The 25,814-nt window shown below is 50.2% G+C and carries 27 protein-coding genes; 13 read left to right on the forward strand and 14 right to left on the reverse strand.

Annotation, left to right across the window (positions count from 1 at the left end; translation table 11 throughout):
• Positions 1-113: 113 nt before the first annotated feature.
• Positions 114-851 carry a tetratricopeptide repeat protein gene (locus RYZ26_RS13505; protein ID WP_317683755.1) on the forward strand — a complete coding sequence of 246 codons (738 nt, stop codon included), beginning with the start codon at positions 114-116 and terminating at the stop codon, positions 849-851.
• 99 nt (positions 852-950) lie between these two features.
• Here the strand turns inward: RYZ26_RS13505 and RYZ26_RS13510 are convergent, their stop codons facing one another.
• Entirely contained in the window at positions 951-1,841 is an 891-nt protein-coding gene (locus RYZ26_RS13510) for a YicC/YloC family endoribonuclease (protein WP_317683756.1), read from the reverse strand.
• A 64-nt stretch (positions 1,842-1,905) separates the two neighbouring features.
• Here RYZ26_RS13510 and RYZ26_RS13515 point away from each other — a divergent pair, with 64 nt between their 5' ends.
• Together RYZ26_RS13515 and RYZ26_RS13520 are read left to right on the forward strand one after the other, a co-directional pair.
• The gene (locus RYZ26_RS13515; protein WP_317683757.1) at positions 1,906-2,658 is read left to right on the forward strand and encodes an SDR family NAD(P)-dependent oxidoreductase; all 753 of its coding nucleotides are present in this window, start codon (positions 1,906-1,908) and stop codon (positions 2,656-2,658) included.
• Between the two features lie 3 nt (positions 2,659-2,661).
• Positions 2,662-3,030: a cereblon family protein gene (locus RYZ26_RS13520; protein WP_317683758.1), complete on the forward strand. Its 369-nt coding sequence runs from the start codon at positions 2,662-2,664 to the stop codon at positions 3,028-3,030.
• Here the strand turns inward: RYZ26_RS13520 and RYZ26_RS13525 are convergent.
• Positions 2,991-3,818: a metallophosphoesterase family protein gene (locus tag RYZ26_RS13525; protein WP_317683759.1), complete on the reverse strand. Its 828-nt coding sequence runs from the start codon at positions 3,816-3,818 to the stop codon at positions 2,991-2,993. The two genes, RYZ26_RS13520 and RYZ26_RS13525, sit on opposite strands and share 40 nt — an antisense overlap.
• Positions 3,815-5,197, reverse strand: coding sequence for a sodium:solute symporter family transporter (locus RYZ26_RS13530; RefSeq protein ID WP_317683760.1), 1,383 nt, complete (start codon positions 5,195-5,197; stop codon positions 3,815-3,817). The genes RYZ26_RS13525 and RYZ26_RS13530 overlap by 4 nt, the downstream gene beginning before the upstream one ends.
• 179 nt (positions 5,198-5,376) lie before the next feature.
• On the opposite strand from RYZ26_RS13530, the gene RYZ26_RS13535 reads away from it, so the two are divergent.
• Positions 5,377-7,239, forward strand: coding sequence for a di-heme-cytochrome C peroxidase (locus tag RYZ26_RS13535; protein ID WP_317683761.1), 1,863 nt, complete (start codon positions 5,377-5,379; stop codon positions 7,237-7,239).
• A gap of 88 nt (positions 7,240-7,327) precedes the next feature.
• Here the strand turns inward: RYZ26_RS13535 and RYZ26_RS13540 are convergent, their stop codons facing one another.
• The 11 genes from RYZ26_RS13540 to RYZ26_RS13590 all read right to left on the reverse strand — a co-directional run bounded on the left by RYZ26_RS13540 (position 7,328) and on the right by RYZ26_RS13590 (position 16,380).
• A complete protein-coding gene (locus RYZ26_RS13540) occupies positions 7,328-7,495 on the reverse strand; it encodes a hypothetical protein (protein WP_317683762.1) in 168 nt (55 codons plus the stop codon).
• 64 nt (positions 7,496-7,559) lie between these two features.
• On the reverse strand, positions 7,560-8,606 hold the full coding sequence (gene mltG / locus RYZ26_RS13545; protein WP_317683763.1) for an endolytic transglycosylase MltG: 1,047 nt from the start codon (positions 8,604-8,606) through the stop codon (positions 7,560-7,562).
• Positions 8,607-8,615: 9 nt separating this feature from the next.
• Positions 8,616-9,875, reverse strand: a complete 1,260-nt coding sequence (gene fabF / locus RYZ26_RS13550) for a beta-ketoacyl-ACP synthase II (RefSeq protein WP_317683764.1) — start codon at positions 9,873-9,875, stop codon at positions 8,616-8,618.
• A gap of 107 nt (positions 9,876-9,982) precedes the next feature.
• Positions 9,983-10,216 carry an acyl carrier protein gene (locus RYZ26_RS13555; protein ID WP_028880290.1) on the reverse strand — a complete coding sequence of 78 codons (234 nt, stop codon included), beginning with the start codon at positions 10,214-10,216 and terminating at the stop codon, positions 9,983-9,985.
• Between the two features lie 223 nt (positions 10,217-10,439).
• Positions 10,440-11,180, reverse strand: coding sequence for a 3-oxoacyl-[acyl-carrier-protein] reductase (fabG, locus tag RYZ26_RS13560; protein ID WP_317683765.1), 741 nt, complete (start codon positions 11,178-11,180; stop codon positions 10,440-10,442).
• Between the two features lie 21 nt (positions 11,181-11,201).
• Entirely contained in the window at positions 11,202-12,143 is a 942-nt protein-coding gene (fabD, locus tag RYZ26_RS13565; RefSeq protein ID WP_317683766.1) for an ACP S-malonyltransferase, read from the reverse strand.
• A 113-nt stretch (positions 12,144-12,256) separates the two neighbouring features.
• The gene (locus RYZ26_RS13570; RefSeq protein ID WP_317683767.1) at positions 12,257-13,291 is read right to left on the reverse strand and encodes a permease; all 1,035 of its coding nucleotides are present in this window, start codon (positions 13,289-13,291) and stop codon (positions 12,257-12,259) included.
• A 61-nt stretch (positions 13,292-13,352) separates the two neighbouring features.
• The gene (locus tag RYZ26_RS13575) at positions 13,353-13,670 is read right to left on the reverse strand and encodes an ArsR/SmtB family transcription factor (RefSeq protein ID WP_317683768.1); all 318 of its coding nucleotides are present in this window, start codon (positions 13,668-13,670) and stop codon (positions 13,353-13,355) included.
• A 150-nt stretch (positions 13,671-13,820) separates the two neighbouring features.
• Positions 13,821-14,615 (reverse strand): ABC transporter permease, encoded by a 795-nt coding sequence (locus RYZ26_RS13580; protein ID WP_317683769.1) that lies wholly within the window; start codon positions 14,613-14,615, stop codon positions 13,821-13,823.
• Positions 14,612-15,223: an ABC transporter ATP-binding protein gene (locus RYZ26_RS13585; RefSeq protein ID WP_317683770.1), complete on the reverse strand. Its 612-nt coding sequence runs from the start codon at positions 15,221-15,223 to the stop codon at positions 14,612-14,614. Before RYZ26_RS13585 ends, RYZ26_RS13580 begins: the two co-directional genes overlap by 4 nt.
• A 56-nt stretch (positions 15,224-15,279) precedes the next feature.
• The gene (locus tag RYZ26_RS13590; RefSeq protein WP_317683771.1) at positions 15,280-16,380 is read right to left on the reverse strand and encodes a TRAP transporter substrate-binding protein; all 1,101 of its coding nucleotides are present in this window, start codon (positions 16,378-16,380) and stop codon (positions 15,280-15,282) included.
• A gap of 306 nt (positions 16,381-16,686) precedes the next feature.
• On the opposite strand from RYZ26_RS13590, the gene rpsF reads away from it, so the two are divergent.
• The 9 genes from rpsF to alr all read left to right on the forward strand — a co-directional run bounded on the left by rpsF (position 16,687) and on the right by alr (position 25,783).
• Positions 16,687-17,100, forward strand: coding sequence for a 30S ribosomal protein S6 (gene rpsF, locus RYZ26_RS13595; protein WP_317683772.1), 414 nt, complete (start codon positions 16,687-16,689; stop codon positions 17,098-17,100).
• Positions 17,100-17,333, forward strand: coding sequence for a 30S ribosomal protein S18 (gene rpsR / locus RYZ26_RS13600; protein ID WP_028880279.1), 234 nt, complete (start codon positions 17,100-17,102; stop codon positions 17,331-17,333). Before rpsF ends, rpsR begins: the two co-directional genes overlap by 1 nt.
• Before the next feature lie 54 nt (positions 17,334-17,387).
• Positions 17,388-18,359, forward strand: coding sequence for a DUF2232 domain-containing protein (locus RYZ26_RS13605; RefSeq protein ID WP_317683773.1), 972 nt, complete (start codon positions 17,388-17,390; stop codon positions 18,357-18,359).
• The gene (gene rplI / locus RYZ26_RS13610; RefSeq protein ID WP_317683774.1) at positions 18,359-18,958 is read left to right on the forward strand and encodes a 50S ribosomal protein L9; all 600 of its coding nucleotides are present in this window, start codon (positions 18,359-18,361) and stop codon (positions 18,956-18,958) included. The genes RYZ26_RS13605 and rplI overlap by 1 nt, the downstream gene beginning before the upstream one ends.
• 246 nt (positions 18,959-19,204) lie before the next feature.
• Positions 19,205-19,747: a hypothetical protein gene (locus RYZ26_RS13615; protein ID WP_317683775.1), complete on the forward strand. Its 543-nt coding sequence runs from the start codon at positions 19,205-19,207 to the stop codon at positions 19,745-19,747.
• Position 19,748: 1 nt separating this feature from the next.
• Positions 19,749-21,500: a GMC oxidoreductase gene (locus tag RYZ26_RS13620; RefSeq protein WP_317683776.1), complete on the forward strand. Its 1,752-nt coding sequence runs from the start codon at positions 19,749-19,751 to the stop codon at positions 21,498-21,500.
• Between the two features lie 5 nt (positions 21,501-21,505).
• On the forward strand, positions 21,506-23,005 hold the full coding sequence (locus tag RYZ26_RS13625; protein WP_317683777.1) for a multicopper oxidase family protein: 1,500 nt from the start codon (positions 21,506-21,508) through the stop codon (positions 23,003-23,005).
• Between the two features lie 65 nt (positions 23,006-23,070).
• Positions 23,071-24,750 (forward strand): replicative DNA helicase, encoded by a 1,680-nt coding sequence (locus RYZ26_RS13630; RefSeq protein ID WP_317683778.1) that lies wholly within the window; start codon positions 23,071-23,073, stop codon positions 24,748-24,750.
• Positions 24,734-25,783, forward strand: a complete 1,050-nt coding sequence (alr, locus tag RYZ26_RS13635) for an alanine racemase (RefSeq protein WP_317683779.1) — start codon at positions 24,734-24,736, stop codon at positions 25,781-25,783. The genes RYZ26_RS13630 and alr overlap by 17 nt, the downstream gene beginning before the upstream one ends.
• Positions 25,784-25,814 lie beyond the last annotated feature (31 nt).

The raw sequence follows: 25,814 nt of genomic DNA on the forward strand, positions 1-25,814 counted from the left end.
CTATATCTTGGTTTTTTCATTTCGAATCTCCTGCACTTAATATACGAGAAAATTCTACTTCTAAGGACCACTAAAAATCGGGGGTATTACCCAACCAAGAGATAGGTAACCATTTGTATTTTCAAGGGAAATATACAGAAGCTATTTCGTTTTGGGAAAAAGCAACAACCTTTATTGACTCACCAGGAGCAAACCAGAATATTGCAATCAGCTACGAAGATATGAAGAATTTCAGCAAGGCTGATGAATATTACAAAAAAGCACTCGATTCTCTAAAAGAGAATATGGCAAAGAACAAAAATGTTGCGCTTGGGGAGAATACAGCCAATCTACATGTAAACTGGGGAAACATGTATAGAATGTGGGCCCAAGCAGTTTCGACAGATAATTCAGGTGCCAAAGAAACGCACTATAAAGAAGCTAAACGCCATTTAAACATAGCTCAGAAAGTAGACCCCGCATATCTTGATACCTATTGGAGCATGGTTCGTCTGCACATAGAGCTAAAGGAATACAATCTGGCAAGATGGACCATCGAAAAGGCTCTGTTTGTATTAAACAACGATTCATACTATGAGCTCAGCAGGTTTAATTACAATCTCCTTGGGAAAAAATATGCTGCGTATTTATCCCTCTTGGTCGATTTTTATGACCCAAGAATGACAGCCCCTTCCGGTTTTACGCTCAAGCTATCTAATGAACTAATCGGATGGAGGTTTAGCAGAGAAAAAAGTTTGGAGGACTTCTTTCAGGCCGCAAAAGAAAGCTCTCTCAATCTGACCGATGAATACAGGCTACTCTCCAATCTTGATTTCGTGAAATTCCTAAATAAAAAGAGCTCGGAAAAATAAAATGCAGACCTCATAAAACACAGCGAAACAGAACACATTGCAGATATAAACTTCAAATTTTTTTGAGAAAATCGGGAGCAATAGCATTCCTCACAAATATCACTCTATGTTCTGTACCTGCTCTCTAAACTGGTCAATCACGGCCTTGAAATCCAGACCGATGCGGGTCAAGTCCACATCTTGCGCTTTGGAACACAAAGTGTTGGCTTCCCGATTAAATTCCTGACAGAGGAAATCCAGCTTGCGACCACAGGGGCTGCCTTTGCCCATCAGTTCACGCGCGCCTTCGATATGGGCACGCAGGCGATCCAGTTCTTCACGCACGTCCGCTTTGGTCATCAAAACTGCTGCTTCCTGAGAAATGCGTTCTTCATCAAGTTCTGGCAAATCTTCCATCACGTCTTTAAGCTGACGAACCAGTCTTGCTTTCAAAGCAGCAGGCTGCGCACTGGCACATGCCTCGGCCTTGCCACAGAGTGTTTCAATCTCATCAATATGGGAATTCAAGACTGTTTCCATACGCGCCCCTTCGGCCGCGCGATTTTCAGACAAATCGCTCAATGCTTCTTTCAGGCTTGCCAAAATAACGCCATGGACTTCGTCGCGCTCTTCATCACTTTCGCTTTCTTCCACCGCTTCGATGACACCGCGAATGCCCATCAGACCATCGACGGACGGTGCAGCAACATCGGGCAGGTCGGTCTGGATATCTTTCATTACCTCCACCAGCTGCTGCAGCAATTGATGGTTCACCTGGTAGCCCGCCTGCACCTGATTATGGTTCACATTCAGGCTGACAGACATGTTGCCGCGTTTAAACTGGGCAGCAATGGCATTACGGGTTGGCAGGTCCAGCGCATCAAAACCGGACGGCAGACGCAGGCGCACATCCAGCCCTTTGCCGTTGACGCTACGCACTTCCCAGGTCCAGTTATAATTGCCATGCTGGGCGCTTGCACGGGCAAAGCCTGTCATTGAATGGATGGGCATATCCAAAGCTCCATATGAGATAAGTTCTTCACCCCCTTATACCTTTCTTGTTAAGCTATTGTCCATGAAACATATCCTGATCACGGGCGCATCAAGCGGCATCGGTTATTCCCTTGCCCTTGAATATGCCAAACCCGATACCAAACTTTCAATGACAGGGCGTAATCAAGACCGCCTGATTGAGATTGCAGACCTGTGCCGTGCCCAAGGGGCATTGGTGGAAGAACGCGTCATCGATGTAATGGACCGCGCGGCCATGACCAAATGGCTGTTGGAAATTGACGAAACCCAGCCGCTGGACCTGATCATCGCCAATGCGGGCATTTCTGGTGGGTCAAGCGGTGTTGAAAATTGGGAGGAAAGCACACGCGATATCTTTGCCATCAATCTGGCGGGCACCCTGAACACCATCCTGCCCATGATCCCGGTGATGATCAATCGGGGCCGCGGGCAAATCGCGCTGATGAGCTCACTGGCAGGGTTTCGCGGGCTTGCAAGTTCACCGGCCTATAGCGCCAGCAAGGTTGCGGTCAAAGCCTATGGCGAAGCGCTCAGGCTTCGGTATCGCGAAACAGGATTGCAGGTCAATGTCATCTGCCCTGGGTTTGTAGAAAGCCGGATTACGGCGCAGAACAAATTTAAAATGCCGTTTTTAATGAAAGGGAAAAAAGCAGCCAAGATCATCAAGAAAGGATTGGCCAAAAACAAAGCCATCATCACCTTCCCCTGGCCCATGGCCCTAGCCATTCGCCTGTTTGCCCTGTTGCCATTGGGGCTGGTGGAACTGCTGTCCAAAGTTATGCCGTCGAAAGAGTAATCTATGCCGTTTGATGCTGAAAAACAGAATGAACAGAAAGCCGACCTTCTTTTAGGGAAAGAAAAACTGTTCTGTGCGTCTTGTGGTCACTGGATCACCGCCGGGGACTGGAAAATTAGCATCAAGGAAGCGCACGACCATACGGTCTTTAACCCGGCAGGTATTATCTTCAATATCGGATGTTTTCGGGATGCACCGGGGGCTTGGTCGACGGGACAGCCGAGTTCACAATTCACCTGGTTTCCCGGCTATAAATGGCGGCTGTCTTTATGTGAAGGCTGCGGCAAACATATGGGCTGGCTCTTTACAGGCGTAGGGCCTGTGCCTGCTTTTTATGGATTGATCCTTAATCGACTAAGCGACAAGCCCTGACCCTGATTCTTTTTCTCAACCTCCGGCAAGACATCAAGGCTTGGCCAAAGCCCGCTTGATAGCGCTGATGCATATCCTTCTGCCAATCCTTGCGCGCGCATTTTATCTGCTGTCATCGCAAAATCATAAGACAGCTGATGGAACGACACATCCAGCCCGCGCTCATCCGGTTCGATCAGGCAATACCAGGTGTGCGCCCCCCCATCATTGGCGGGCATCCCAATGACGCCTGCGTTGATCCAATATTGATCCCCCACCTGTTTGGCAAAAGGCAAACCGCAATGTCCAGCAAGCACGATATCCACATCGGCCATACGCAGTTCATCAGCAATAACATCTTTTTGGGAGGCAAAAACAAACTTGTTGATCTGATCCACCCCACCATGGATGGCGCGCATTTTAAATGGCGTAAAGCGCAAATCAATACTGCGTGGCAGATTTGCCATCCAGCTACAGTCATCTGCATCAAGCTGTTTACTTGCATGATCAAACCATTGTTTGGACAGAAGATCACAACCTGTGCCTTCTTCAAAACCACAGCCGCAATCATTTGCGCCTTCGCCCAGGGATTCTTCGCAATTGCCCATGACAACGGCAATGCCCCAGTCACGGATTTCATCCGCACATGCTTTGGCATCCGCGCAATAAGCAACCACGTCCCCGGTACAGAGAACATGATCAGCCGGGATGTTGCGCACATTTGCGACTTCACGAATAGCCTTCAAGGCTTCCAGGTTGGAATAGGGACCGCCAAAAACCAGCAGCGGTCCCGAAATGTTAAGTGTCATGCATTTTCTTCTTTAAGACGTTGCACAGAACCTAGGGCAAAGCTTGTCATGCCCACGCCCAAAACCGTGATACAGATGACCAGAAGTTTGGCATATTTATGTTCCAATCCCAACAATGGTGTCATCAAGGAAACATGACCACCTGCTTCCATCATATAAAGTGCACCACCTGCCAGTGCAATAAAGAAGCTGACCACATAGGCCCAAAGGGCGGTATCGCGTTTCATCATGATGTTAAAGAAGATCACAGGCGTTAAGAACATGGAAGCCGTGCCGCTGACGGCAACCGCGGCAAACAGATCTTTCTGTCCCAAAAACAGGAAAAACAAACCGCCAAGCAAGAACAACGCCATGACAATCCGGCCATTTCGCACAGTCTTTTGCATCACGCCCATCTGATCCACCACCAGCTTGGAGGAACTGGAAAAAGTGGAATCAAGGGTGGAAACAGCAGACACAACCAACGCCACATTAAAAATGATCATGGCTGGTTCACCCAACAAACGGGTAAGCGCGGCCACCATGGCTTCGCCGCTTTCCTTGTTCAGTCCCGCATAGACACCCAAAATACCGAAGATCAGGATCGCCAGAACGGAAATACCACAGGCATACTGAAAGCTCTTTTGCGTGGTTTTGCGATCTGCCAAGAACCCGCGATCCATCATCACCGGGTCATGCATGGGATAACTCCAGACCTGAAGCGCGGCCACCCCCAGCAAAATCCAGCCTGGACCATCCAGTGACGGGCTGGAACCCAAGATGGCAGGGATTTCAAACTGTGGCGTCAGAAACATGATAATGGCCAAAACTCCCAATCCACCAACCAGCAACAGTGTCTGGAACACGTCAGTGCGAAGGGATGCCCGCAAGCCGCCCATCATGGAATAAGCAAGCGTCAGAACCGCAACAGCAATGATAGAGACCGTGTAGCCCGTGCTACCTGCCACCCCAAAGATAATGCCGATAACCAAAAGGTTTGCAAAAACCTCACTCAGCAGACGGACACCTACCAGAATGTTGTAGCTTGTCGTGCCAACCCGGCCATATCGGTCAAACAAGAAGGCCTGAATGCTGTCATAACCATGTTCAAAGCGTACACGGTCTACGATATAGCCGCCTGTCAGAAAGCTTAGATAATAAGCTGCATAAGCCAGTGTTCCAGCGATCCCGTAATAAAAGCCAAGGATGGCCGCATTCATCAGGGAGCGGGCAAAAATCCAGGTGGTGACTTGCGATAACGTCAGGGTCCACAGGCTGGGAGCCTGCCCGAATTTATCAAAACCTTTAAAGAAACCATCCGTGGTTTCAACGCGCGGAGATAAGAAAAAGCTGACCACCGAAATAGCGACAACAACTGCAATCAAAGAAAAATCTGACATAGGGTCCTCGTTCATTTTTTTTGAACTTAGCTAAATGGAACCTCGCTGACCAATCACAAGGACGTGAGGCTGTCACATAAATTTAAATTTTACTTTTCAGAATTCTAAGGTTAAAGTTTCTAGCAAAAATTAATTAACCGAGAAATAATACACGTAAAAATCTATTTACAGGGCAAAACATGAAACGGATTATAGCATCTATGCTGGGGGTTTGTGCACTTACCGCATGTACACTTACCCCACAAGAACCCAAAGTTCTCACAAAAGTCTGGCTTGAACAAGGCTGGAACAAAAATCAACGTCACTGGTATCATCACGCAAGCCAGGGCAGCTTCACCTTCCCGGTACCTTATGAATGGTTTGTGGAACTGGAACAACCCATCCGCAAAGACAACATCGTCACCAGCTTGATCGGGGCAAGCAACAAACTGTCTGACCCGGATTATCTGTCAGGTTTCGGATTTATTTCTTCTGAAATCAGTCGCCAGAACCCGGATGGGCTTCCGGTTGGTTTTGCTGAAACTAAAGGCGTAACCGACCCCGCCAGCGGCACAAAATTCAACGCAATCGGTTTGACTTGCGCAGGCTGTCATACTGGCCAAATGACCTATGAAGGTACCAACATCCGCATTGATGGCGGCCCGGCCGTTACCGACCTGACCACTTTTGGCCTCGCCCTGGTTGAAACCTTAAGCGAAACCTATATTGACCCCCTCCGCCACACGCGTTTCCGTGAAAATGTGATCAAGCGCATTCTGGAAGATGATCCAACGACAACTAAAATCGAACAGGAAGCAATCTTCAAAGCGACTTATAAAAAAATCATGGAAGGGATCATCAAGCAAGGTGAACAAACCATCAAAACGGCATCCAAGAGCGTAACCGAAGGCTACACCCGCCTGGATGCATTGAACCGGATCGGCAACACAGTTTTTGGTGCGTATAACGACAAAAACATCGCCCCAACGGATGCACCCGTAAACTACCCTCATATCTGGAGCACAAGCTGGTTTGACTGGGTGCAATATGATGCCTCCATCATGGCACCGATGATCCGTAATGCGGGCGAAGCTTTGGGTGTTGGTGCACCGGTTGAACTTAACCCGACACCGCATCAGTTTGCATCCACCGTAAACTTCAAAAACCAGTTTGGCATGGAAGCCATGCTGGCAGGCAAAGAGCATCCGCAATCAACCAACTCTTTCAATGGCCTAAAGGCCCCCAAATGGCCTGAGAAAATCTTGGGTGACATTGATATGGCCAAGGCTGCGCAAGGTGAAAAGCTTTATGAAGAACATTGCCAGGCCTGTCACCGTCCTGCTGTCAGCAAGAAAGAGTTCTGGTCCAACGATTACTGGAAACAGATCAAAGGCAAAGGCGAACGTTTCTATGAAGTCGTCGTTGTCCCTGTCTCCGAAATCGGCACAGATTCCGCACAGGCGGACGTACTGCCAACCCGTACGGTTGACCTGACAGGCATGGGCAAAGGCATTTCCGGTAATGTTTGTGCACAGGCTGATGATAAATGGCTGGAAGTTCCGGTTTCTGCCAAAAGCGACGAGTCTTTTGCCTTTGCATTGGGTCTGACGGTTCAGCGTACGTCTGAATTTTTCTATAAGACCAACAACATCTCCCCTGAAATGCAGAAGAAGATGGAATGGGGTCGTGAAAACTGCCTGCAGGCGCCACATGCCTATAAAGCGCGGCCGCTAAACGGCATCTGGGCAACCGCACCGTTCCTGCATAACTCGACCGTGCCAAGCCTCTATGACATGCTGCTGCCAGCCAATGAGCGACCATCCACTGTCTATCTTGGCTATCAGGAATTCGACCCTAAAAAAGTTGGTTTCATCTCCACCCGTGAAGATGGGCTGACCACCACCAAAGGCCTGACCAAAGTCGTTGTGTCTGGGGAAAAAGCCAAACCGGGCAACTTCAACAAAGGCCATGAATTTAGCGACAACAAAGGCCCGGGCGTCATCGGCCCATTGTTAACAGAGGAAGAACGCTGGGCGTTGGTTGAATATCTGAAAACACTTTAAAAAATAAATCTAGGGAGACTGGGGAAGCCGTCGAACTTCCCCTTTTAGGGAGACTGGGGAAGCTTTCGTAGCTTCCCCTTTTTTTGCATCAATTCAGTGTCGTCAGCATAAAGACCGCAACGATCCACAACCCAGCCTGCGCCAGGATCATCCCGGTTTTGGAATAAAGCTGATTGGCATAAAGCTGATAAAGCGCCACACTGATAGCAATCGCGCAGATTACAATGGCGATTGAATTTTCCAGATGTGTTTCCATGACATCCCTCCCCATGATTGCACTGGGTTATACTGATGTTTTGGAACGCTGGCCTTGATGTTTGCTAATTCGCTTTGCGGGATCGTTCAATCCGGCGCCATTTGGACACATTGCGGTTATGTTCTTTCAGGCTGTTGGCAAAAGCATGCCCACCTGTCCCGTCTGCGACAAAATACAAAGCTTTGGTCTCTGTAGGGTTCATCACTGCTTCCAGTGACGCGCGGCCCGGATTGGTGATTGGGGTCGGCGGCAGACCAAAATTGGTATAAGTATTATAAGGCGTTGGCGTCTTTAGGTCTTTTTTGGACAGCGGACGACCCAAAGGTTCTTGGCCTAACGTGATGCCATAAACCACTGTCGGGTCTGTCTGCAGACGCATGCGTTTGTTCAAACGGTTGATAAAGACACCTGCGACTTTACCGCGCTCTGAACTGACACCGGTTTCTTTTTCAACGATAGAAGCCAGGATCAAAGCTTCCTGTTTGTTCTTTAACGGCAAACCATCCTGGCGCTTGGCCCATAGTTCATCCAGCGTTTTCGACATGGCGCGCTGCATCTGATCAACGACCTGGCTGCGTTTCATGCCGCGTGAGAAAGTATAGGTTTCCGGCAGTAACGTGCCTTCTGCCGGGGTTTGCAGAACCAGATCATCCAGTCCCTCTTCTCCATTTAACAGACCGATCATTTCAACTGAGGTCAGACCTTCCGGGAAGGTGACGCGATGAAGAACGGTTTTGCCTTCTTCCAGAATACGGGCGACTTTTTTGGGCGTGACTTTAGCCGGAAACAGATATTCCCCCGCCTTTAAGCCCTTATCCAGCTTGTTGAATCGCAGAACGATGCGAAACGCCAAGGGGTCGGCAATAATGCCTTCGTCATGCAAGATGGTCGCAATGCGCGCAACCCCACTGCCAGACGGAATGACAACGACCTTATCTTCCTGCAACACCCAGGATCGGGTAAACCCTTTGGCCAGCCAGAAGGAAAAAGCGCTGCCAGCAAAGACGGCAACAACGATGAAACCCACAAGAAAAGCCGAAACCTTCTTAAAAGAAGATTTCGGCTTGTTCTTTTGTTTCTTTTTCTTCGGCGCTTCTTCAGCTTCAGACATGAAACAACCTTAGTCGATCGCTTTAAAGACCACAGAAGCATTCGTGCCACCAAACCCGAAGGAGTTAGACAAGGCAACGTTAACTTCACGTTCTTTAGCTTCCAGCGGAACAAGGTCCATATCGCACCCTTCTGACGGGTTTATCAGGTTCAGGGTTGGTGGAACCACATTGTTCTGAATAGACAGCAAAGAGAAGATGGCTTCAACCGCACCAGCGGCACCCAACAGGTGGCCGATGGCAGATTTTGTCGAAGACATGGATGGCTTTTTATAATGTGCACCCAACAGACGCTTCACCGCACCATGTTCGATCTCATCACCAAGCGGCGTGGATGTACCATGTGCGTTGATGTAATCGATATCTTCAGGGTTCAGCTGTGCGCGTTTCAGAGACGCCTGCATCGCGCGGAAACCACCATTACCGTCAGATGCTGGCGCTGTAATGTGGTAAGCGTCGCCGGACATACCGTAGCCCACAACTTCACCATAGATTTTCGCACCACGTTTTTTCGCGTGTTCATATTCTTCCAGAACAACAACGCCTGCGCCTTCCCCCATAACGAAACCGTCACGGCCTTCATCCCATGGACGAGAGCCTGCAGTTGGATCATCATTGTAAGAAGTAGACAGTGCTTTTGCCTGAGAGAAACCTGCCATGCCGAGCTTACAGCAAGCTGCTTCTGCCCCGCCTGCGATCATTACATCAGCATCATCAAGGGCAATGATACGTGCCGCATCACCAATGGCGTGCGCGCCAGTTGCACAGGCTGTAACCACGGAATGGTTCGGGCCCTGGAAACCATATTTGATGGAAACATGACCTGAGACCAGGTTGATCAGGCTAGCCGGGATAAAGAACGGTGACAAACGACGAACGCCTTTTGTTTCAACCGTGACCGCGCCTTTTTGGATTTCAGGCAGGCCACCGATGCCGGAACCGATCATCACACCTGTACGCCAACGACCTTCGTCATCCGTTGGTTTCCAGCCTGAATCTTCAACAGCTTCTGCCGCAGCCCCCAGACCATAGACAATAAAGTCGTCCAGACGGCGGCGTTCTTTTGCAGAGGCAACATCATCATGGTTGAATAAACCTTCACCGACACCCAGTGGTACTTGACCAGCAATTTTGGCAGGAAGGTCAGAAGTATCGAAGTTTTCGATAAGGTTCAGGCCAGATTCGGCATTAATAAGTTTTTCCCAAGTGTGCTTTACACCATTTGCCAATGGAGAAACCATACCCAGTCCGGTAACGACTACACGTCTCATGTCAGTTCAAAATCCCTAACGTCTCTAAAAAAAGGCTTATAAACAAGAATGAGCGCAAACCGTTCCCACGGCCGACGCTCACATCTCGTTTTACGCACTTGAAGGAATTAGCCGTTTGCTTCGATGAAGTCGATGGCGTCCTTAACAGTCAAGATTTTTTCAGCAGCATCGTCCGGAATTTCACAACCGAACTCTTCTTCGAACGCCATAACCAGCTCAACAGTGTCCAGGCTGTCAGCGCCAAGATCGTCGATGAAAGAAGCGTTTTCAGTAACTTTAGCTTCTTCTACGCCGAGGTGTTCTACTACGATTTTCTTTACGCGCTCTGCGACATCGCTCATCTTAATAATTCCCTTAACGGTATTGGTACTTGGTCTGGCACCCTTGCCATCCCTCTCTTAAATCTCGTTCTCAACCTCTTACGAAGTTAAGATTGACGTTTGGTAGCATACTTTTTAAGCAGGTGAAAGCCCTATTTATAACAGAATCGTTATCCTCGCGAACGCGGGGACCCAGACAATAAAAACGACTGGGTTCCCGCGTTCGCGGGAATGATAGACTGTCTTAAATCATCGCCATGCCGCCATTGATATGCAAAGTCTGTCCGGTGACATATTGTGCTTCGTCAGATGCAAGGTAAACAACCCCAGCAGCGATCTCATCCGGGTTGCCCATACGGCCTGACGGGATCTTGCTCAGCATCGCGTTTTTCACGTCATCAGACAACTCATCCGTCATGGCTGTAGCAATGTAACCAGGGGCCACACAGTTAACGGTAATGCCGCGCGAGCCAACTTCGGCGGCCAGTGATTTGGAATATCCGATCATGCCCGCTTTGGACGCCGCATAGTTTGTCTGACCCGGATTGCCTGTCACACCAACGATAGATGTGATACCGATGATACGGCCCCAACGCTTTTTCATCATGCCACGCAGAACGGCTTTGGACAGTTTGAAAGCTGCTGTCAGGTTCACGTTCAAAACTGTATCCCAGTCATCGTCTTTCAGACGCATAGCCAAATTATCGCGTGTCAAACCCGCGTTATTCACTAAAATATCCAAAGAACCCATGGCATCGATTGCCTGTTTTGGCAGGCCAGCCAGCGCGTCATCATCAGACAGGTTACAAGGCAGGATATGAACACGATCACCACCGATTTCCGCAGCCACTTTTTCCAAAGCTTCAACGCGTGTGCCTGTCAGGCCTACAGTTGCGCCCTGTGCATGAAGGGCTTTTGCGATATCAGCACCGATACCGCCGGAAGCGCCAGTAACCAGCGCGCATTTACCTGTTAAATCAAACATATTAAGTATCCCTACCCTAAATTAAAGTGTGCCCAAGAAAGATTCAATATCTGCCGGACCGTTTACAGCAACGCCAGTGAGTGAGCGATCAATGCGACGCGCCAGACCAGACAAAACCTTGCCTGTGCCGACTTCAACCAGTTGCTCGACCCCTTGGTCTTTCATGTACAGCACACCTTCGCGCCAGCGAACGGACCCACAAACCTGCTCAACCAGCAGCTTGCGGATTTCTTCCGGGTCTGTGACTTTTTCAGCTGCAACGTTGGCAACAACAGGCGCGGCAGGCGTGTTGATGGTGACATCAGCCAAAGCTTCCGCCATCGCATCCGCCGCAGGTTGCATCAAGGCACAATGGAAAGGCGCAGATACAGGCAGCAGCACACAGCGTTTGGCGCCTTTTTCTTTTGCGATATCAATTGCGCGTTCAATTGCGGCCTTGGCACCAGACAGAACAACCTGACCCGGTGCGTTATCGTTTGCTGCTGTACAAACGTCACCCTGGGCTGCTTCTTCTGCAACAGCTTGTGCATCTTCAAGGCTCAGGCCGAGGCATGCCGCCATTGCACCTTCACCCACCGGAACGGCAGCCTGCATGGCTTTACCGCGAATTTTCAAAAGACGCGCCGTATCCGCGATGGAGAATGCCCCCATTGCAGCTAGGGCAGAATATTCACCCAACGAGTGACCCGCAACCATGGAACAGTGATCGGCCAATTTGATGTTGCCTTCGGTTTCCAGAACGCGTGAAACAGCCAGTGACACGGCCATCAGTGCAGGCTGTGCATTTTCTGTCAGGACCAGTTCATCGTCCGGGCCTTCAAACATGATCTTTGAGAGGTTTTGCGACAACGCGTCATCGACTTCTTCAAAAACTTCACGTGCAACAGAAAAAGCTTCCGCCAGATCCTTGCCCATACCTACAGCTTGGGAACCTTGCCCAGGAAACACAAATGCGCGGGTCATAATAATTAACGCCTCATAGACTACATATAAAAAGGATGTTTGAAGCAACAAATAAAGCCTTGCTGCTTTCTGTCAAGCAACAAGGCTCATTTGTGCGCTTTTTTTCATTTTTCCTACAGGGTCAGGTACGCCAGATACGCCATACTGCCAAGCATGGCCCCGCCAACACCCAGGACAAGATAAAGGGAAAAGACACTGCGCTTCACCACCGCATAAACTGCCATAGCTGCCGGGATGCTGGTCACCCCGCCCCCGACCATAAAGCCAAGCCCTGCTGCAGGAGACATCCCAAGTTCGATCAGACCAGAAACAGTAGGGATCGCGGCATAGCCATTCAGGTAAGCCGGAATACCAACCAGCACCGCCATCGGAACGCTGAACCAGGACCCATTACCCAGCCACACCCCAACTTCATCAGCTGGAATATAGGTCACCATCAAACTTTCGATAAAAAAAGCGAGGGTCAGCCATTTCACGAGGAATAATCCCGTTGAGGAAAAATTCTTGTTCCATTTCTGCAAACGCTCTTTATCCGTCCAGAACTTCCAGACAATTTTATCCGCTTTCAACGCATTTTTGGCAGAACAGCCACATCCTGCATTGGCTTGTGCTTTCAACGGGTCGGCAAACAGGCCACGCTTCATCAATAAATGGGTTACGCCGCCACCGGTCATGCCAATGATCAAAGCACAGAGCGTTTTCATAACGGTAAGCTCTATCCCCAGAACACCGACCATGAGGACAAACATCTCCGGGTCCATCAAAGGCGAAGCCAACCAGAATGCCATCACCGGAGCCAACGGCACACCCGCAGCCAGCAACCCTGCAATAATCGGCACCACGCCACAGGAACAAAATGGTGACAATGCCCCAAAGAGTGCGGCTAACATAATTGAGCGCCACGGGCTTCCACTAAAGACACGGGCCACCTGACCGTCCAGACCACTGGCGCTTGCATAAGCTGCAAAAATAACGGAGGCCAAAATAAACGGCGCAATCCCGATTAAGGCGTTCAGGGTGAATTCAAAACTCGGTACCACTTGCTGTGGCGCCAATCCATATAAAACAGCAAAACCCAACAGGACAGTCATCCACACCTTATCAATGCGAAACAATTCCATCCGGATTTTTAAAAGGGCAGCAGTCATAACAACACCTATGTTTCTAGAATTATCGAAATTTTAAATCAAAAAAAAGCGAACACCCGCGTTAAGCACATTCAGATTGACCAAGACCTTTACAGCAATCTTCCATCAGAAAGCCCAAGACCTTATCCACATGATCAAAGTTCAGTGTGCATCTGAGCACACGCCCTTCACGGGTTTGCGTCAGCAGATCCGCCTTCATCATATGTTGCAGATGATGGGAAAGCGTAGAATTGGGGATATCCAGATAGCTTTGGATTTCCCCCACGCTTAAGCCATCACGGCCAGCACGCACCAACAGACGAAAGACCATCAGGCGGTTCTTATGCCCAAGTTCAGCCAAAGCTGATGCGGTCTGTTCGATCATGTCCTGCTGGTTCATTTCTATTCACCCGTCATTCCTGCGAAGGCAGGAATCTATTGTTGCAAGACGAGATCCCTGCCTTCGCAGGGATGACGTTCGTTCTCATCCTCACCCTACAACAAAGAAATGAGTGCCGTCAATCAATATTTCGACAATTATCGAAACATATCACATCCGCACCTTCAAACGCTCAAGTCGCAAACGATGGCGATCATCGGTCAGACGATAAACACCCAGCAAAATTGCCAGCGTCGTCCCCATGGCTGTCCCCCCTGCAATCAGAAACATGACAAGCGCCTGATATTTTGCTGCTTCAAACGGGTCAGCGCCTGCCATCACCTGCCCGGTCATCATGCCCGGAATAAAGACCAACCCAGCTGCGGACATGGAATTCACAATCCCGATCAGTCCGGTATGCAGGGATTGACGCACCACAGTTTCACAGGCCTGATAGCGGGTATGTCCCAACGCAAGACGGGCTTCGATCCCATCACGTTCCTGCTTTAAACTGGTGGTCAGGGTGGTCAGACCGATACTGATCCCCGTCATCGTATTGCCCAGAACCATCCCTAACAGAGGAATGGAATAGCGCGCTTCATACCACGGGTCGGGCTTAACCTGCACATACAAGGCAAAGACGGTAACCAGCGAAGCCGCCATAAACATGCTGCCCGTCCCGATCCCATAACCCCACCAGCCATGGATCGGGCGTTTTTGCCGCGCGACCACTTCGTAGCCCGCAAAACAGATCATCACCACAAAGGCGAGCAAAGTCCAAAGCGGCATCTGGGTTCTGAACAGAAATTGCAGCACATAGGCCATCAGCCCCAACTGCACCACCATGCGGATACCCGCAATAAACAGGGTCAGTGTGGTGCCTGTCTTATATCGAAACGACACTGCCCCATGGACCAACAGCAGCAAGCTACCCAATGCAAGTTCTTGATATCCGATGGAGATCATGACGCGACCTCGCGCACACGGCGATCATAAACCTGCCAGTGCTTCTGACCGAACCGTTCGACCTGGCGTTCATCATGGCTGACAAACAGCACGCCGATTTGGCCCACCTTCATAAAGCGATTGAGCACGTCTTCCACCCGATTTTGCCGTGATCCATCAAGGGCGGAAGTCGGTTCATCCAGCAGGAAATAGCGCACTTCGCCTTCTTCAGTTCCTTCCAGCGCACGCAACAGGGCAAGCCGTTGGGATTCACCACTCGACATGCGCGAAACTGTCCAGTCCAGCGCTTTGGCAGGCAGGTCGAATTCCGGCAGAACAGCTTCCAGCCAGTCATTATCGGTGAAATGATCAATCACACGGTCTTCCCACCAGCTGGGTTTAGCTGCAACGTAAGTAACACGCTTTCGCCAGTCCGGTGCCGACATTTCACTGCGCGCCCTCCCTTCCAGCGTGACACGCCCCCGATTAAGCAAAAGGTCCGCAATCCCTTTCATGAAAAGCGATTTGCCCATGCCCGAAGCCCCACTTAAGGAAATACAGTCCCCCGGATTGATGGTCAACCCTTCTGCGCTAATCCCCTTGATTTCCAGCCGATCAATAAAAAGCATCCCTGCTCCTGATAGATTATCCCATGATAGACATGATACTGGCAGTCAGTCGAAAATCAAACGTTCGCATAGTCATAAGACGTCTTTTCCTGCGACGCATCGATCAGACGGTTGAATTGAGAGACAGAGCCGACCAGTTTTTCTTTCCAGTAGTTCCATTCCTTGCGCTCATGTCCGGCAGCGGTGATCCATTCCTGCTTTTGCTCGGCTGTCGGGGTAAAAATATCCACACCGATCTTCTTGAAACTTTGTTCAGCGAACAATTCTCCGCGCTTACATTCTTTCATGGAAGCCACAAATGAAATCTCAGCGGCTTCTTCTACCTTTTCATAAAGGTGGGCAGGCAGGGCGCGCAGCCAGTCCTGATTAATGATCGCCACCCAGGAGTCATGAACGGAATCAATTTTAGTGATACTCGCCAACTGGTCTTTGATATTGCCCGGCCCGGAATAAAGCGCAAGGACGGCCGGGTCCAACGCTTCCAACAACCCTTTGCTTGCTGCATTTGCCGTCTGCCCCCATTCAATCCGCTTGGTCTTTGCCTGCATCAACAGATAAAAATGCGCCAGTACTTTTGATGATGGAATGCGCACGATCAGGTCTTTCATCCGATCCGGCGTCATCAAAGCAGGTCCATAATTCCAGGTGGTCGCCAGCGTTCGCGGCCCCACCAGACAGTGATAGAGAATACGAATGCCTTTACGATGCGCCTGAAACAGAACCGTATCTTTCCAGGCCTGCGACGTCACAAGGTTGATGTAAGATTGATGATCGGCAGACCAGAACGGAATATTTACCGCATCCACCACCGGGGAATAACGCGACAGGTTCGCGAGCGATATGATCCCGCCTTGTGCATGATTGCGCGCCACCTGCCCCAGCAACTGCCCACTGCTGGCCCCGCCGCGTTCTTTGTCGATCAAATCAACAAAAATTTCACCCTCCGTCAGCCGTTCCAGCGTGTCTTTAAACATCGCCTGCGCAGTTGGGGCAAAAAGATAGTTGCTTTTATAAGGTGACACAAAGGTCAGGGTGGTTTGATGCCTGGCCGCCCCGACTGACTTAATCAGTGGGCCAAAACCATTTGAAAATCCAAGGGTCGTACCTGCTGCCGCAAGAGACGTACAAAATTTCCGACGTGTAATTTTACTGGTCATTGCCACTTCCAAGTTATTGATGAGACCCGACATCCCATAAATAAAAGGCTACATAACAATTATTATAACTCAACCATAAAATATGAAATAAAATTACCCGGCAGCATTTTGTGGTACAGCCAATACCTATTTCATCATCTATTGCAATTCCACTCTTGTGAATCCCCTTGCATCCGGACCAGAAATCTGTATATTGCCGCCTTTCAAACTGCCTCCTTGCCGAGTCCGTTGGACTTGGCTATGTCTGCAAGGAACTGTCATTCCGACCTTTTCACAGACTGAGACAATCCATAGGGAGTTAAAACTATGGCGTTTTACGAAGGCGTATTTATTGCGCGTCAAGACGCTTCGGCTGCCCAAGTTGAGGGTTTGCAAGACACTTTCGCTTCTCTTATTGAAGAGCAAGGCGGTAAGGTCACGAAGCGTGAATACTGGGGCCTGCGGAACATTGCTTATCGCATGAAGAAAAACCGCAAAGGTCACTATGTCCTGTTTAACATCGATGCACCGTCTAATGCGATCAATGAACTTGATCGTCAGCTTCGCCTGAACGAAGACGTTCTGCGTCACCTCGTTGTTCGCGTTGATGAACTCGACGAAGAGCAATCTGTCATGATGCAAAAAGGTCGCGATCGCGATGACCGTCCGCGTCGTGGTGGTGACCGTGGTGATCGTAACGATCGTCCACAACGTGATGCGAAAAAAGGAGGAGATGAATAATGGCTGGTCGTCGTCCATTTTTCCGTCGCCGCAAATCTTGCCCATTCACGGGCGAAGGTGCACCGAAGATCGATTACAAAGATGTGAAACTGCTGTCACGTTACACATCTGAACGCGGGAAAATCGTCCCAAGCCGTATCACTGCTGTTTCTGCAAAGAAACAACGTGAACTGTCTCGTGCTATCAAACGTGCCCGTTTCCTGGGCCTGATGCCGTACGTAAGCAGCAACTAAGTCTGACTTGGTTTATGGGGTGTTCACGCACCCCATGAATAAGGAGCGTCAAAGATGCAACTCGGTGAAGACGAAAACCTGCCTTTCGATCTGAAAGTCATTCTCTTTGCCGTGGGAAGCGGTGCACTCAGTGCCATATTGGCTTTATCGCTGATCTCTGGTTCTGGCCTCGCCGTTATTCTCGCGTATCTTGCACCTTTCCCGCTGTTTTTGGTGGGATTGGGAAACGGGGGCAAACCAGCGGCCATTGCTGCGTTTGCCGGCATTGCATTTGCCATGCTGATCGGGGGCCTCTATAGCGGAGCCCTTTATGCAGCGATGAATGCCCTGCCAAGCTGGTTGGTTGTCCGACTGGTTCTGACGTCCCGCACCCTGGAAGGTCGTGAAGAATGGTTTCCAATCGGAAGCGTTCTTGTCACCTTATCAGGATATGGCAGCGCCCTGTTTGTTCTGGCCCTGGCAGTTTTGCCGGTTGGTGCAGACGGGATTGCACAGATGGTCAAAGACTTTCTGTCCATGGCGTTAAATACCGTAGCCGCTTCGCTTCCGGCGGAGAGAAAGAACGATTTCGTCGATACAATGACGCAACTGTTCCCGGCCATGGTTTTGGTGTCCTGGATGTTGATGACCATCATCAATGTTGTTCTGGCACAAGGTGTCCTGACCAAATCAGGTAAGGCCCTTCGACCATCCCCCCGATATGGGGAGATGACTTTGCCGGATTTTGCCTCCTGGGCCTTCATTGGATGTGCAGCGATCACTGTTTTGACAGATGGCGATATGGACTATGTCTTTCGCAATCTGACCTTGGTGATGGCACTGCCGTTTCTGGCTTTGGGCCTGACTGTGGTTCACAAGCTGGTGCGACTGACACGTTTTTCAGGTGCCTTGTTGGCTGCTTTTTATTTGCTTTTGCTCTTGTCCGTATGGGTCGCTGTACCCGTTATCGGACTTGGATTATTTGAACAATGGATCGGTTTGCGTAAGAGATTTCTTGCGCTAACACCATCTCAGGAGAATGACTAATGCAAGTTATCCTACTTGAACGCGTGGAAAAACTGGGCCAGATGGGTGACCTCGTCAACGTCAAGCCTGGCTACGCACGTAACTATCTGCTGCCGCAGAAAAAAGCGATGCGCGCTTCTAAAGAAAACGTAGCTTTCTTTGAAGCACAAAAAGTACAATTGGAAGCCGCTAACCTTAAAGCCAAAGAAGAAGCAGAAGCTGTTGCAGCTAAGCTTGACGGCCTGAAGGTTGCTATCATCCGCCAGGCTGGTGACATGGGTCAGCTTTACGGTTCTGTATCTACACGCGATATCGCTGATGCAGCTACTGAAGCTGGTTTCACCATCTCTCGTCAGCAAGTTAACCTTGACCGTGCACTGAAAACAATCGGTCTGCACGACGTAGCGGTTAAACTTCACCCCGAAGTGTCTGTAACTGTTGTTGCAAACATTGCTCGTACTGAAGAAGAAGCACAAATCCAGGCCGAAACCGGCGCTGCTTTGGTTGCTTCTGAAGAAGACGAAGCAGAGGTTGAAGAAGTTGTTGAGGAAGCTACTGAAGAAGCAGCAGAAGAAGCTGCAACTGAAGAAGCTCCGGCAGAAGAAGAAGCGTCTGAATAAGACTCTTTTGCTTCAATCGAATAAAAAAGGCGCACCCTGTGTTTTTACGGGTGCGCCTTTTTTATTTTGCTGGCATAGTCTTACAAACATTCTACATAACGATACTATTACGGGTAATTTCAGGCAAAGTCACCCATTTCTAATTTAATAACACTTGCCTTTATTTGTCAGACACATACCATAAACTCCCTAAAATATTTCCAAGGGAGGCATCACCAAGGTGCCCAGCCCAAACGGGGGATTAGTATGCAAACTAAAAAACACAGAAAACTAAAAGTCACCAGACGGCATGTGGTCGCGGGATTGGCATCCCTGCCCTTCATGGCGTCTTTTAAACCCACCTTTGCCCTGGCAGGCACGCCAGAGCCGGACAAATTTATTTATGCCTCTTCCATTTTGTGTGGCATCAAAATGGACAAGTCATATATCCAGCTGAGCAATCTGGTCTGGGCAGCCATTACCAACAACGACACTGAAAAAGATCATCGCGAGTGGCATCGACTGATCGACCGTGTCGCAAAACTTCCCGCAAGCGCGACCAGCAAAGACATCAAACGCGCCATCCGTCCGTTGGGGCGTCGCGTCTTTAAAAAAGCACAACTGCTCGCAAAAGTCTGGTACACGGGCCGGATCGCAATCCGCCCCGTCACCCCAAAAGACCAGTTCCCATTCAAGGTCATCAGTTACGATGACGCGTTGGTCTGGATTGCCTGTGATTTCACCAAACCACCTGTGACCTGTGGTGGTCACTTCGGCTATTGGCAGCATCCATTCACAGGGAGGGTTTAAAATGTTTTATGATAAAGAAACATACAAAGAAGAACATACAACAGAAATCGAATCGGACGTGGTCATCATCGGGGCTGGCCTGTTTGGTGGCTTGATGGCAACCAAGCTGGCAGAGGCCGATATCTCGGTCGCGATGATCGATTCCGGGCCTGTGGTGGATCGAACAGACTCCATCATCCGTTTTAAGGAAAGCCCGCGAAAAGATGGCAACTCACCTTACAAAAAGGAAAAGTACGCCCCGATCCCACCAGAACCGGATCCATTTGAATATTACGTTCAGCCTAAGAAAGACATCAAAGATCCGTTAAAACAGGTCGAATTCGGCGCCCTTTATCTGCGTAATGTGGGCGGCACATCCTGGCACTTTACGGGCCATGCGGAACGTATGTATCCGGAAGACTTTGAACTGAAAACCGCCTATGGGCGCGGTGAAAACTGGCCAATTTCCTACAATCTGCTGGAACCATATTACCGCCAGGTGGAAGAAGAATGGGGCGTGTCCGGGAATGACGAAGTCGTTGCCCCGACCAAACACCCCTACCCGCTACCATATACGCCCCTGACATATCTGGATCAGCAGGTAAATGTGGCAGCAGAAAAGCTGGGCGATTCCATTGGCCCCATGCCACACTGTCGCAACTCTGTTCCTTATGATGGGCGTCCGCAATGTTGCGGCAATGCCAGCTGTCGTTTCATCTGTCCAGTTGGGGCAAAATATGATGGCAGCGTCAATGTGTTCAAGGCCGTAGGCAAGGGCGCAAAGCTCTTTTCCAACCACGTCGTCTATCACATCGAAGTGGGTGATGATCAACAAATTGACCATATCAAGTTCAAAAACTTCACCGATCCGGACAATCCGGTTGAAGGTGTGGCACGTGCTAAAATTTTCATTCTGGCGGCCCATGGGATTGAAAGCCCACGTTTGCTCTTGATGTCCAAGAACAAAAATGCGCCAAATGGTGTTGCGAACTCCAGTGATCAGGTGGGTCGTAACCTCATGAGCATGGTGGGCATCAACATGTGGGGCTATTCGCCTGAACCTGTCTATCCATTCCGCGGCCCGGTTAATGCAACCGGTGCCTTCTGGCAGTTGCGCAACGGTGAATTCCGAAAAGATTTTGCCTCTATCGCAACCATCATCATCAATGGCGGGTTTGATCCAACCAATGCTCCGCTGGATGAAGCAGATATGGCTGTAGACAAAGACGAACTGTTCGGTCCGGAACTGCGCGAACGCGTTTATACAAATACGGCTGCGCAAGTCTATTTCGACAATTCCGTCGAGGTGCTGCCTGATCCTGAAAACCGCATCACGCTGGACTATGACAAGCTGGATTACAACGGCATGCCGCGACCCAAGATCGAATATAAGATCGACGAATATACGGTCGAAGGGGTCTATGTATCCTGGAAGCGGGGCTGGGATGTTCTGCGTGCCATGGGCTGTACGTCTGATAAACCGGGCGGCAAACCATTGCAGAAGCCAACCCGTAAAGTCTTTGACGAGTATGTAAAGAAAAACGGGATCAAAAGTGGCGCAGCCATGATTGCCGGGACAACCCGCATGGGGATTGATCCGGGATCATCCGTGGTCGATACCTACTGTCGCAGTCATGATCATGACAACCTCTTCATCGTCGGCACGGGCACCTATGTCACCAGTGGATCGGTTTCACCGTCCCTGACAGCCGCTGCCATCAGCATCCGATCAGCTGAACATATCGTTTATACGCTCAAAGGGAATGAGGGGTAAGGACCATGACAAAAGATAAAAAAGACTTTATGAACATGCCCCGACGCCAGTTCCTGCAAACGGTTGGCGGGGCTGGTGCAACGGCATTTGGGCTTGGGGCCTGTGCCATTCCACCCGGTTTCCATCTGGGCGGCGAAGATTTAAAACAGCCTCCTGTTGAAACCTCCCATGACGGCCTTTTAGACACGCAAGTTTCAGCCCAATACGGAAACTTCTTCTTAGGCGGACAGCCTGTTCACCTGCGCTGTTATAATGGCAATCCGGTAGGCAACACGCTCGATTTCCGTGGGGGTGATACGGTACGTCTGAAACTGACCAACAACATGCCTTTTATTGGCGATTTTGATTTGTGTACGGACAAGTATGAACCTGAAAACACACCACGTGGGTTCAACATCACCAACATGCATGTCCATGGGCTGCATGTGTCACCCAAACAGCCATCGGATGATATTCTGATCTGGATCGACAATGGCGATTCCTACCAATACGAATATCAAATCCCGCCAAACCATCCACCAGGCACTTATTTCTATCACGCCCACGTCCATGGTTCGACCGCCATTCAGGTGGCCAGTGGCATGGCAGGCTGTATGATCGTGCGCGGTGACCTGGATGATATCCCGGCCATCAAGGCAGCCAAAGAACAGGTCATGATGATCCAGACCCAACGCTTTGGTGATGATGGCACATGCGAAAGTTTTGGACTACTGAACAATGGGGACATGACCTATATCAACGGTCAGCTCAACCCCACTATCCGCATCAAGAAAGGCGAAGTCCAGCGATGGCGTCTGGTTAATGCCAGCCACATGGTGCCCTTTGATCTCAGCATCCAGACCTATCGTTACACCACCCAAAACCCGATGACCTTGATCGGGCGTGACGGTAACCCACTGACACATACCAAGGAAGTGGACTACCTGCGCATGGTGCCGGGTAACCGCGCCGATGTTCTGGTCAAAGGGTTTGATCCAGGGACATACTTCCTGTCCGGCGGGGATAATATGGGAACAATTGCCACCATCATCGTGGAAGAAGAATCGGTTCCTGACATGACGCTTTATGCAGGCCCGCTTCCCCAGCCACCGGAACTGGCCCCGATCCCTGAATCCGAAGTCACCTTTGGACGTCGCATCGAATTTGGTTTTGCCTATGGCAACCAGCCAAAATTCACCATCAATGATGTGCCGTTTTCCTGTGAAGATGACTGGAAAATTCCACTGAACGCGGTGGAAGAATGGGAAGTCTATAACCATACAGCCTACCCGCATCCGTTCCACATCCATGTCAACCCATTCCAGGTTGTCTCAGGTGGTTATGTGGATCCGGGCACCTGGATGGACACCCTTGAATTCCCCGCATTTGAACGGATTAAGTTCCGAACACGCTTCCTGGATTTCACAGGTGAATTCGTCTTCCACTGCCACAACCTCATGCATGAAGATATGGGCATGATGCAGGCCGTGACAGTGTTTGATCCGAAACATCCGGATAAAGCCTAAATTATCATGGTGGGATGAATGACAAAAATGTTCCCATTGGGGTCATTCATGTTATAAATCCCACCATGACACATTCTGACGACGATATCCCGTTTGGCGGGGATGATGAACCGCCACTCGCCAACCCTGATGACTATGCAGCAGGCCCTGATGATATGGGACCACCTGACGATATCCCTATGCCTGAGGCTGAACTTGTGGATGCTGAAATCGTCGTTCCAGATCAAGAAGGTGAGGCACAGCCGCCAGCAAGCGCAACCGACTGGTTGCCTGCAAAATCATCGATATCCAGCAAGGAACTGGAAGGTTTCCGCACGCCGCCCTGCAACTTCGAAGCGGAAAAAGCCCTGCTGGGTGCCTTGATGGCCAACAACAAGGCCTATGATAAAGTTTCAGAATTCCTGCGCCCTGAACATTTTGCGGACCCGATCCACACCAAGGTATTTGCCGCCTGCATTGCCCTGATGGAACGCGGGCAGATCGCAGACCCGATCACCTTGTCCAACTTCTTTGATCGCGACCAGCAACTTTCAGAAATCGGTGGTAACCAGTATCTGGTGGAACTGGCAGCAAGCGCCGTCACCATCATCAACGCGTCTGAATATGGCCGTATTATTTACGACCTTTATATCAAACGTGAACTGATCCATCTGGGTACAGAAATGGTCAATAGCGCCCATAGTGGCGAGATCGAAGCCACCGCCCTTGATCAAATTCAGTCGGCGGAACAATCGCTCTTTAACTTGGCTTCCATGGGGGAAGTTGAAGGTGGATTTATCAGTTTCCGCGAATCTCTGACCGAAGCCATCCATCAGGCCCAGATCGCCCACCAGCGCGGCGGTGGTCTTGCGGGTGTGACGACGGGCCTTCGCGACCTCGACAAGGCCCTTGGCGGTCTGCACCGTTCTGACCTTTTGATCCTTGCGGGTCGTCCGTCCATGGGGAAGACGGCGCTTGTAACCTGTATTGCCTATAACGCAGCCTACGCACATAAACGATCCCACGGTAAAGAAGGCGGCGTTGTCGGTTTCTTCTCCCTGGAGATGTCAGCCGAACAGCTGGCGGGTCGTATTCTGTCGCAAGCTTGTGCGGTCAATTCCTCTGCCATGCGGAAAGGGGAAATGTCCAATGAAGAGTTTGAACGTACCATCGCAGCGTCCCAAGAACTGCTGGATACCCCGCTTTATATTGATGATACACCGGGTCTAACCATTTCTGCCCTTCGCACACGCGCACGCCGCCTGAAACGTCAGCATGGTCTTGACCTGATCATCATTGACTATCTGCAACTGGTACAAGGTAGTGCAGAAACCAAGAACAACCGTGTAAACGAAATCTCGGAAATTACCCGTGGCATGAAAATGCTGGCCAAAGAACTGGACGTTCCCGTCATCGCGCTGTCCCAGCTGTCACGTGCGGTGGAACAACGTGAAGACAAACGCCCGCAACTGGCTGACCTTCGTGAATCCGGATCGATTGAGCAGGATGCCGACGTGGTGATGTTCATCTATCGTGAATTCTATTATCTTGACCGGACCGAACCGACCAAGCGTGAAAGCGAAGGCGACGATAAATTTGCCGAACGTTACCAGCAATGGGAACAACGCTGCGAAGAAATGGTCAACCGATCCGAAGTGGTGATCGGTAAACAGCGTCACGGCCCACTAGCCAACATTCCGCTGTTCTTCCGGGGTGAGTTCACCCAATTCGGCGATCTGGATGAAGAACATGTCCCCGACTATTGATACGGCAGGTGCCATCCTCACCATTGATCTGGATGTCATCAAATCCAACTACAAAAGACTGTGTGAAGAACTGGGCGATGTGCCCTGTGCTGCTGTTGTCAAAGCAGATGGCTATGGCCTTGGCGTAGAACCTGTTGCCAAGGCTTTGTGGGAAGCAGGCGCGCGCACCTTTTTCATCGCACAGATTGACGAAGGCATCACCCTTCGCAAAGTTCTGCCGAAAGCAGACATCCATGTGCTGGTCGGCTTTCTGCCGGGCAGTGATGATGCCTTTAAAGACCACGACCTGATCCCGGTGTTGAACAGTCTTGATCAGATCAAACGCTGGAATAATCGATCCTTATGTGATCTGCATGTGGATACAGGCATGACACGTCTGGGGATTTCCCCTGATCAGGTTGATCAGGTTCCCGCTGATTTAAATGTTGATGTGCTGATGACCCATCTGGCCTGTGCCGATGATAAAGATCATCCGTTAACGCACGAACAGATCCGCACCTTCCGACAGGCACGCGAAAAATTGCCCTATAAACGGGCCAGCCTTGCCAACTCGTCCGGTCTCTTTATCGGGCCGGAAGCGCATTTTGATCTGGGACGTCCCGGTTGTGCCCTTTATGGGGTCAATCCAACCCCGCATCAGGATAACCCGATGGCTAACCCCGTGCGCTTGCAGGGTAAAATCGTGCAAGTGCATGAGATTGACACCCAAACAAGCGTTGGATATGGTGCAACCCATACTTTAAAAGCCGGGCAGAAACTTGCGACACTGGCATTAGGGTATGCGGATGGCTATCTGCGCAGTCTCAGTTCCAACGGGATGGTCTATATCGGGGACCAGCAAGTTCCCGTTGTGGGTCGGGTGTCCATGGATTTGATCTCCATCGATATCACTGGACTGGATTGCGAAGAAGGTCAGCTTGTTGATGTCATCGGACCACACAATCCACCGGATGACCTGGCAAAGCGGGCTGGTACCATCGGCTATGAAATACTAACTAATCTGGGTGCGCGTTACAAACGTATCTATAAATAATAATGTCCAGAGCTCATCTGGATGAAGCGGC

Origin of the sequence: Terasakiella sediminum (assembly GCF_033100395.1) — a bacterium.
Taxonomy (GTDB): Bacteria; Pseudomonadota; Alphaproteobacteria; order Rhodospirillales; family Terasakiellaceae; genus Terasakiella.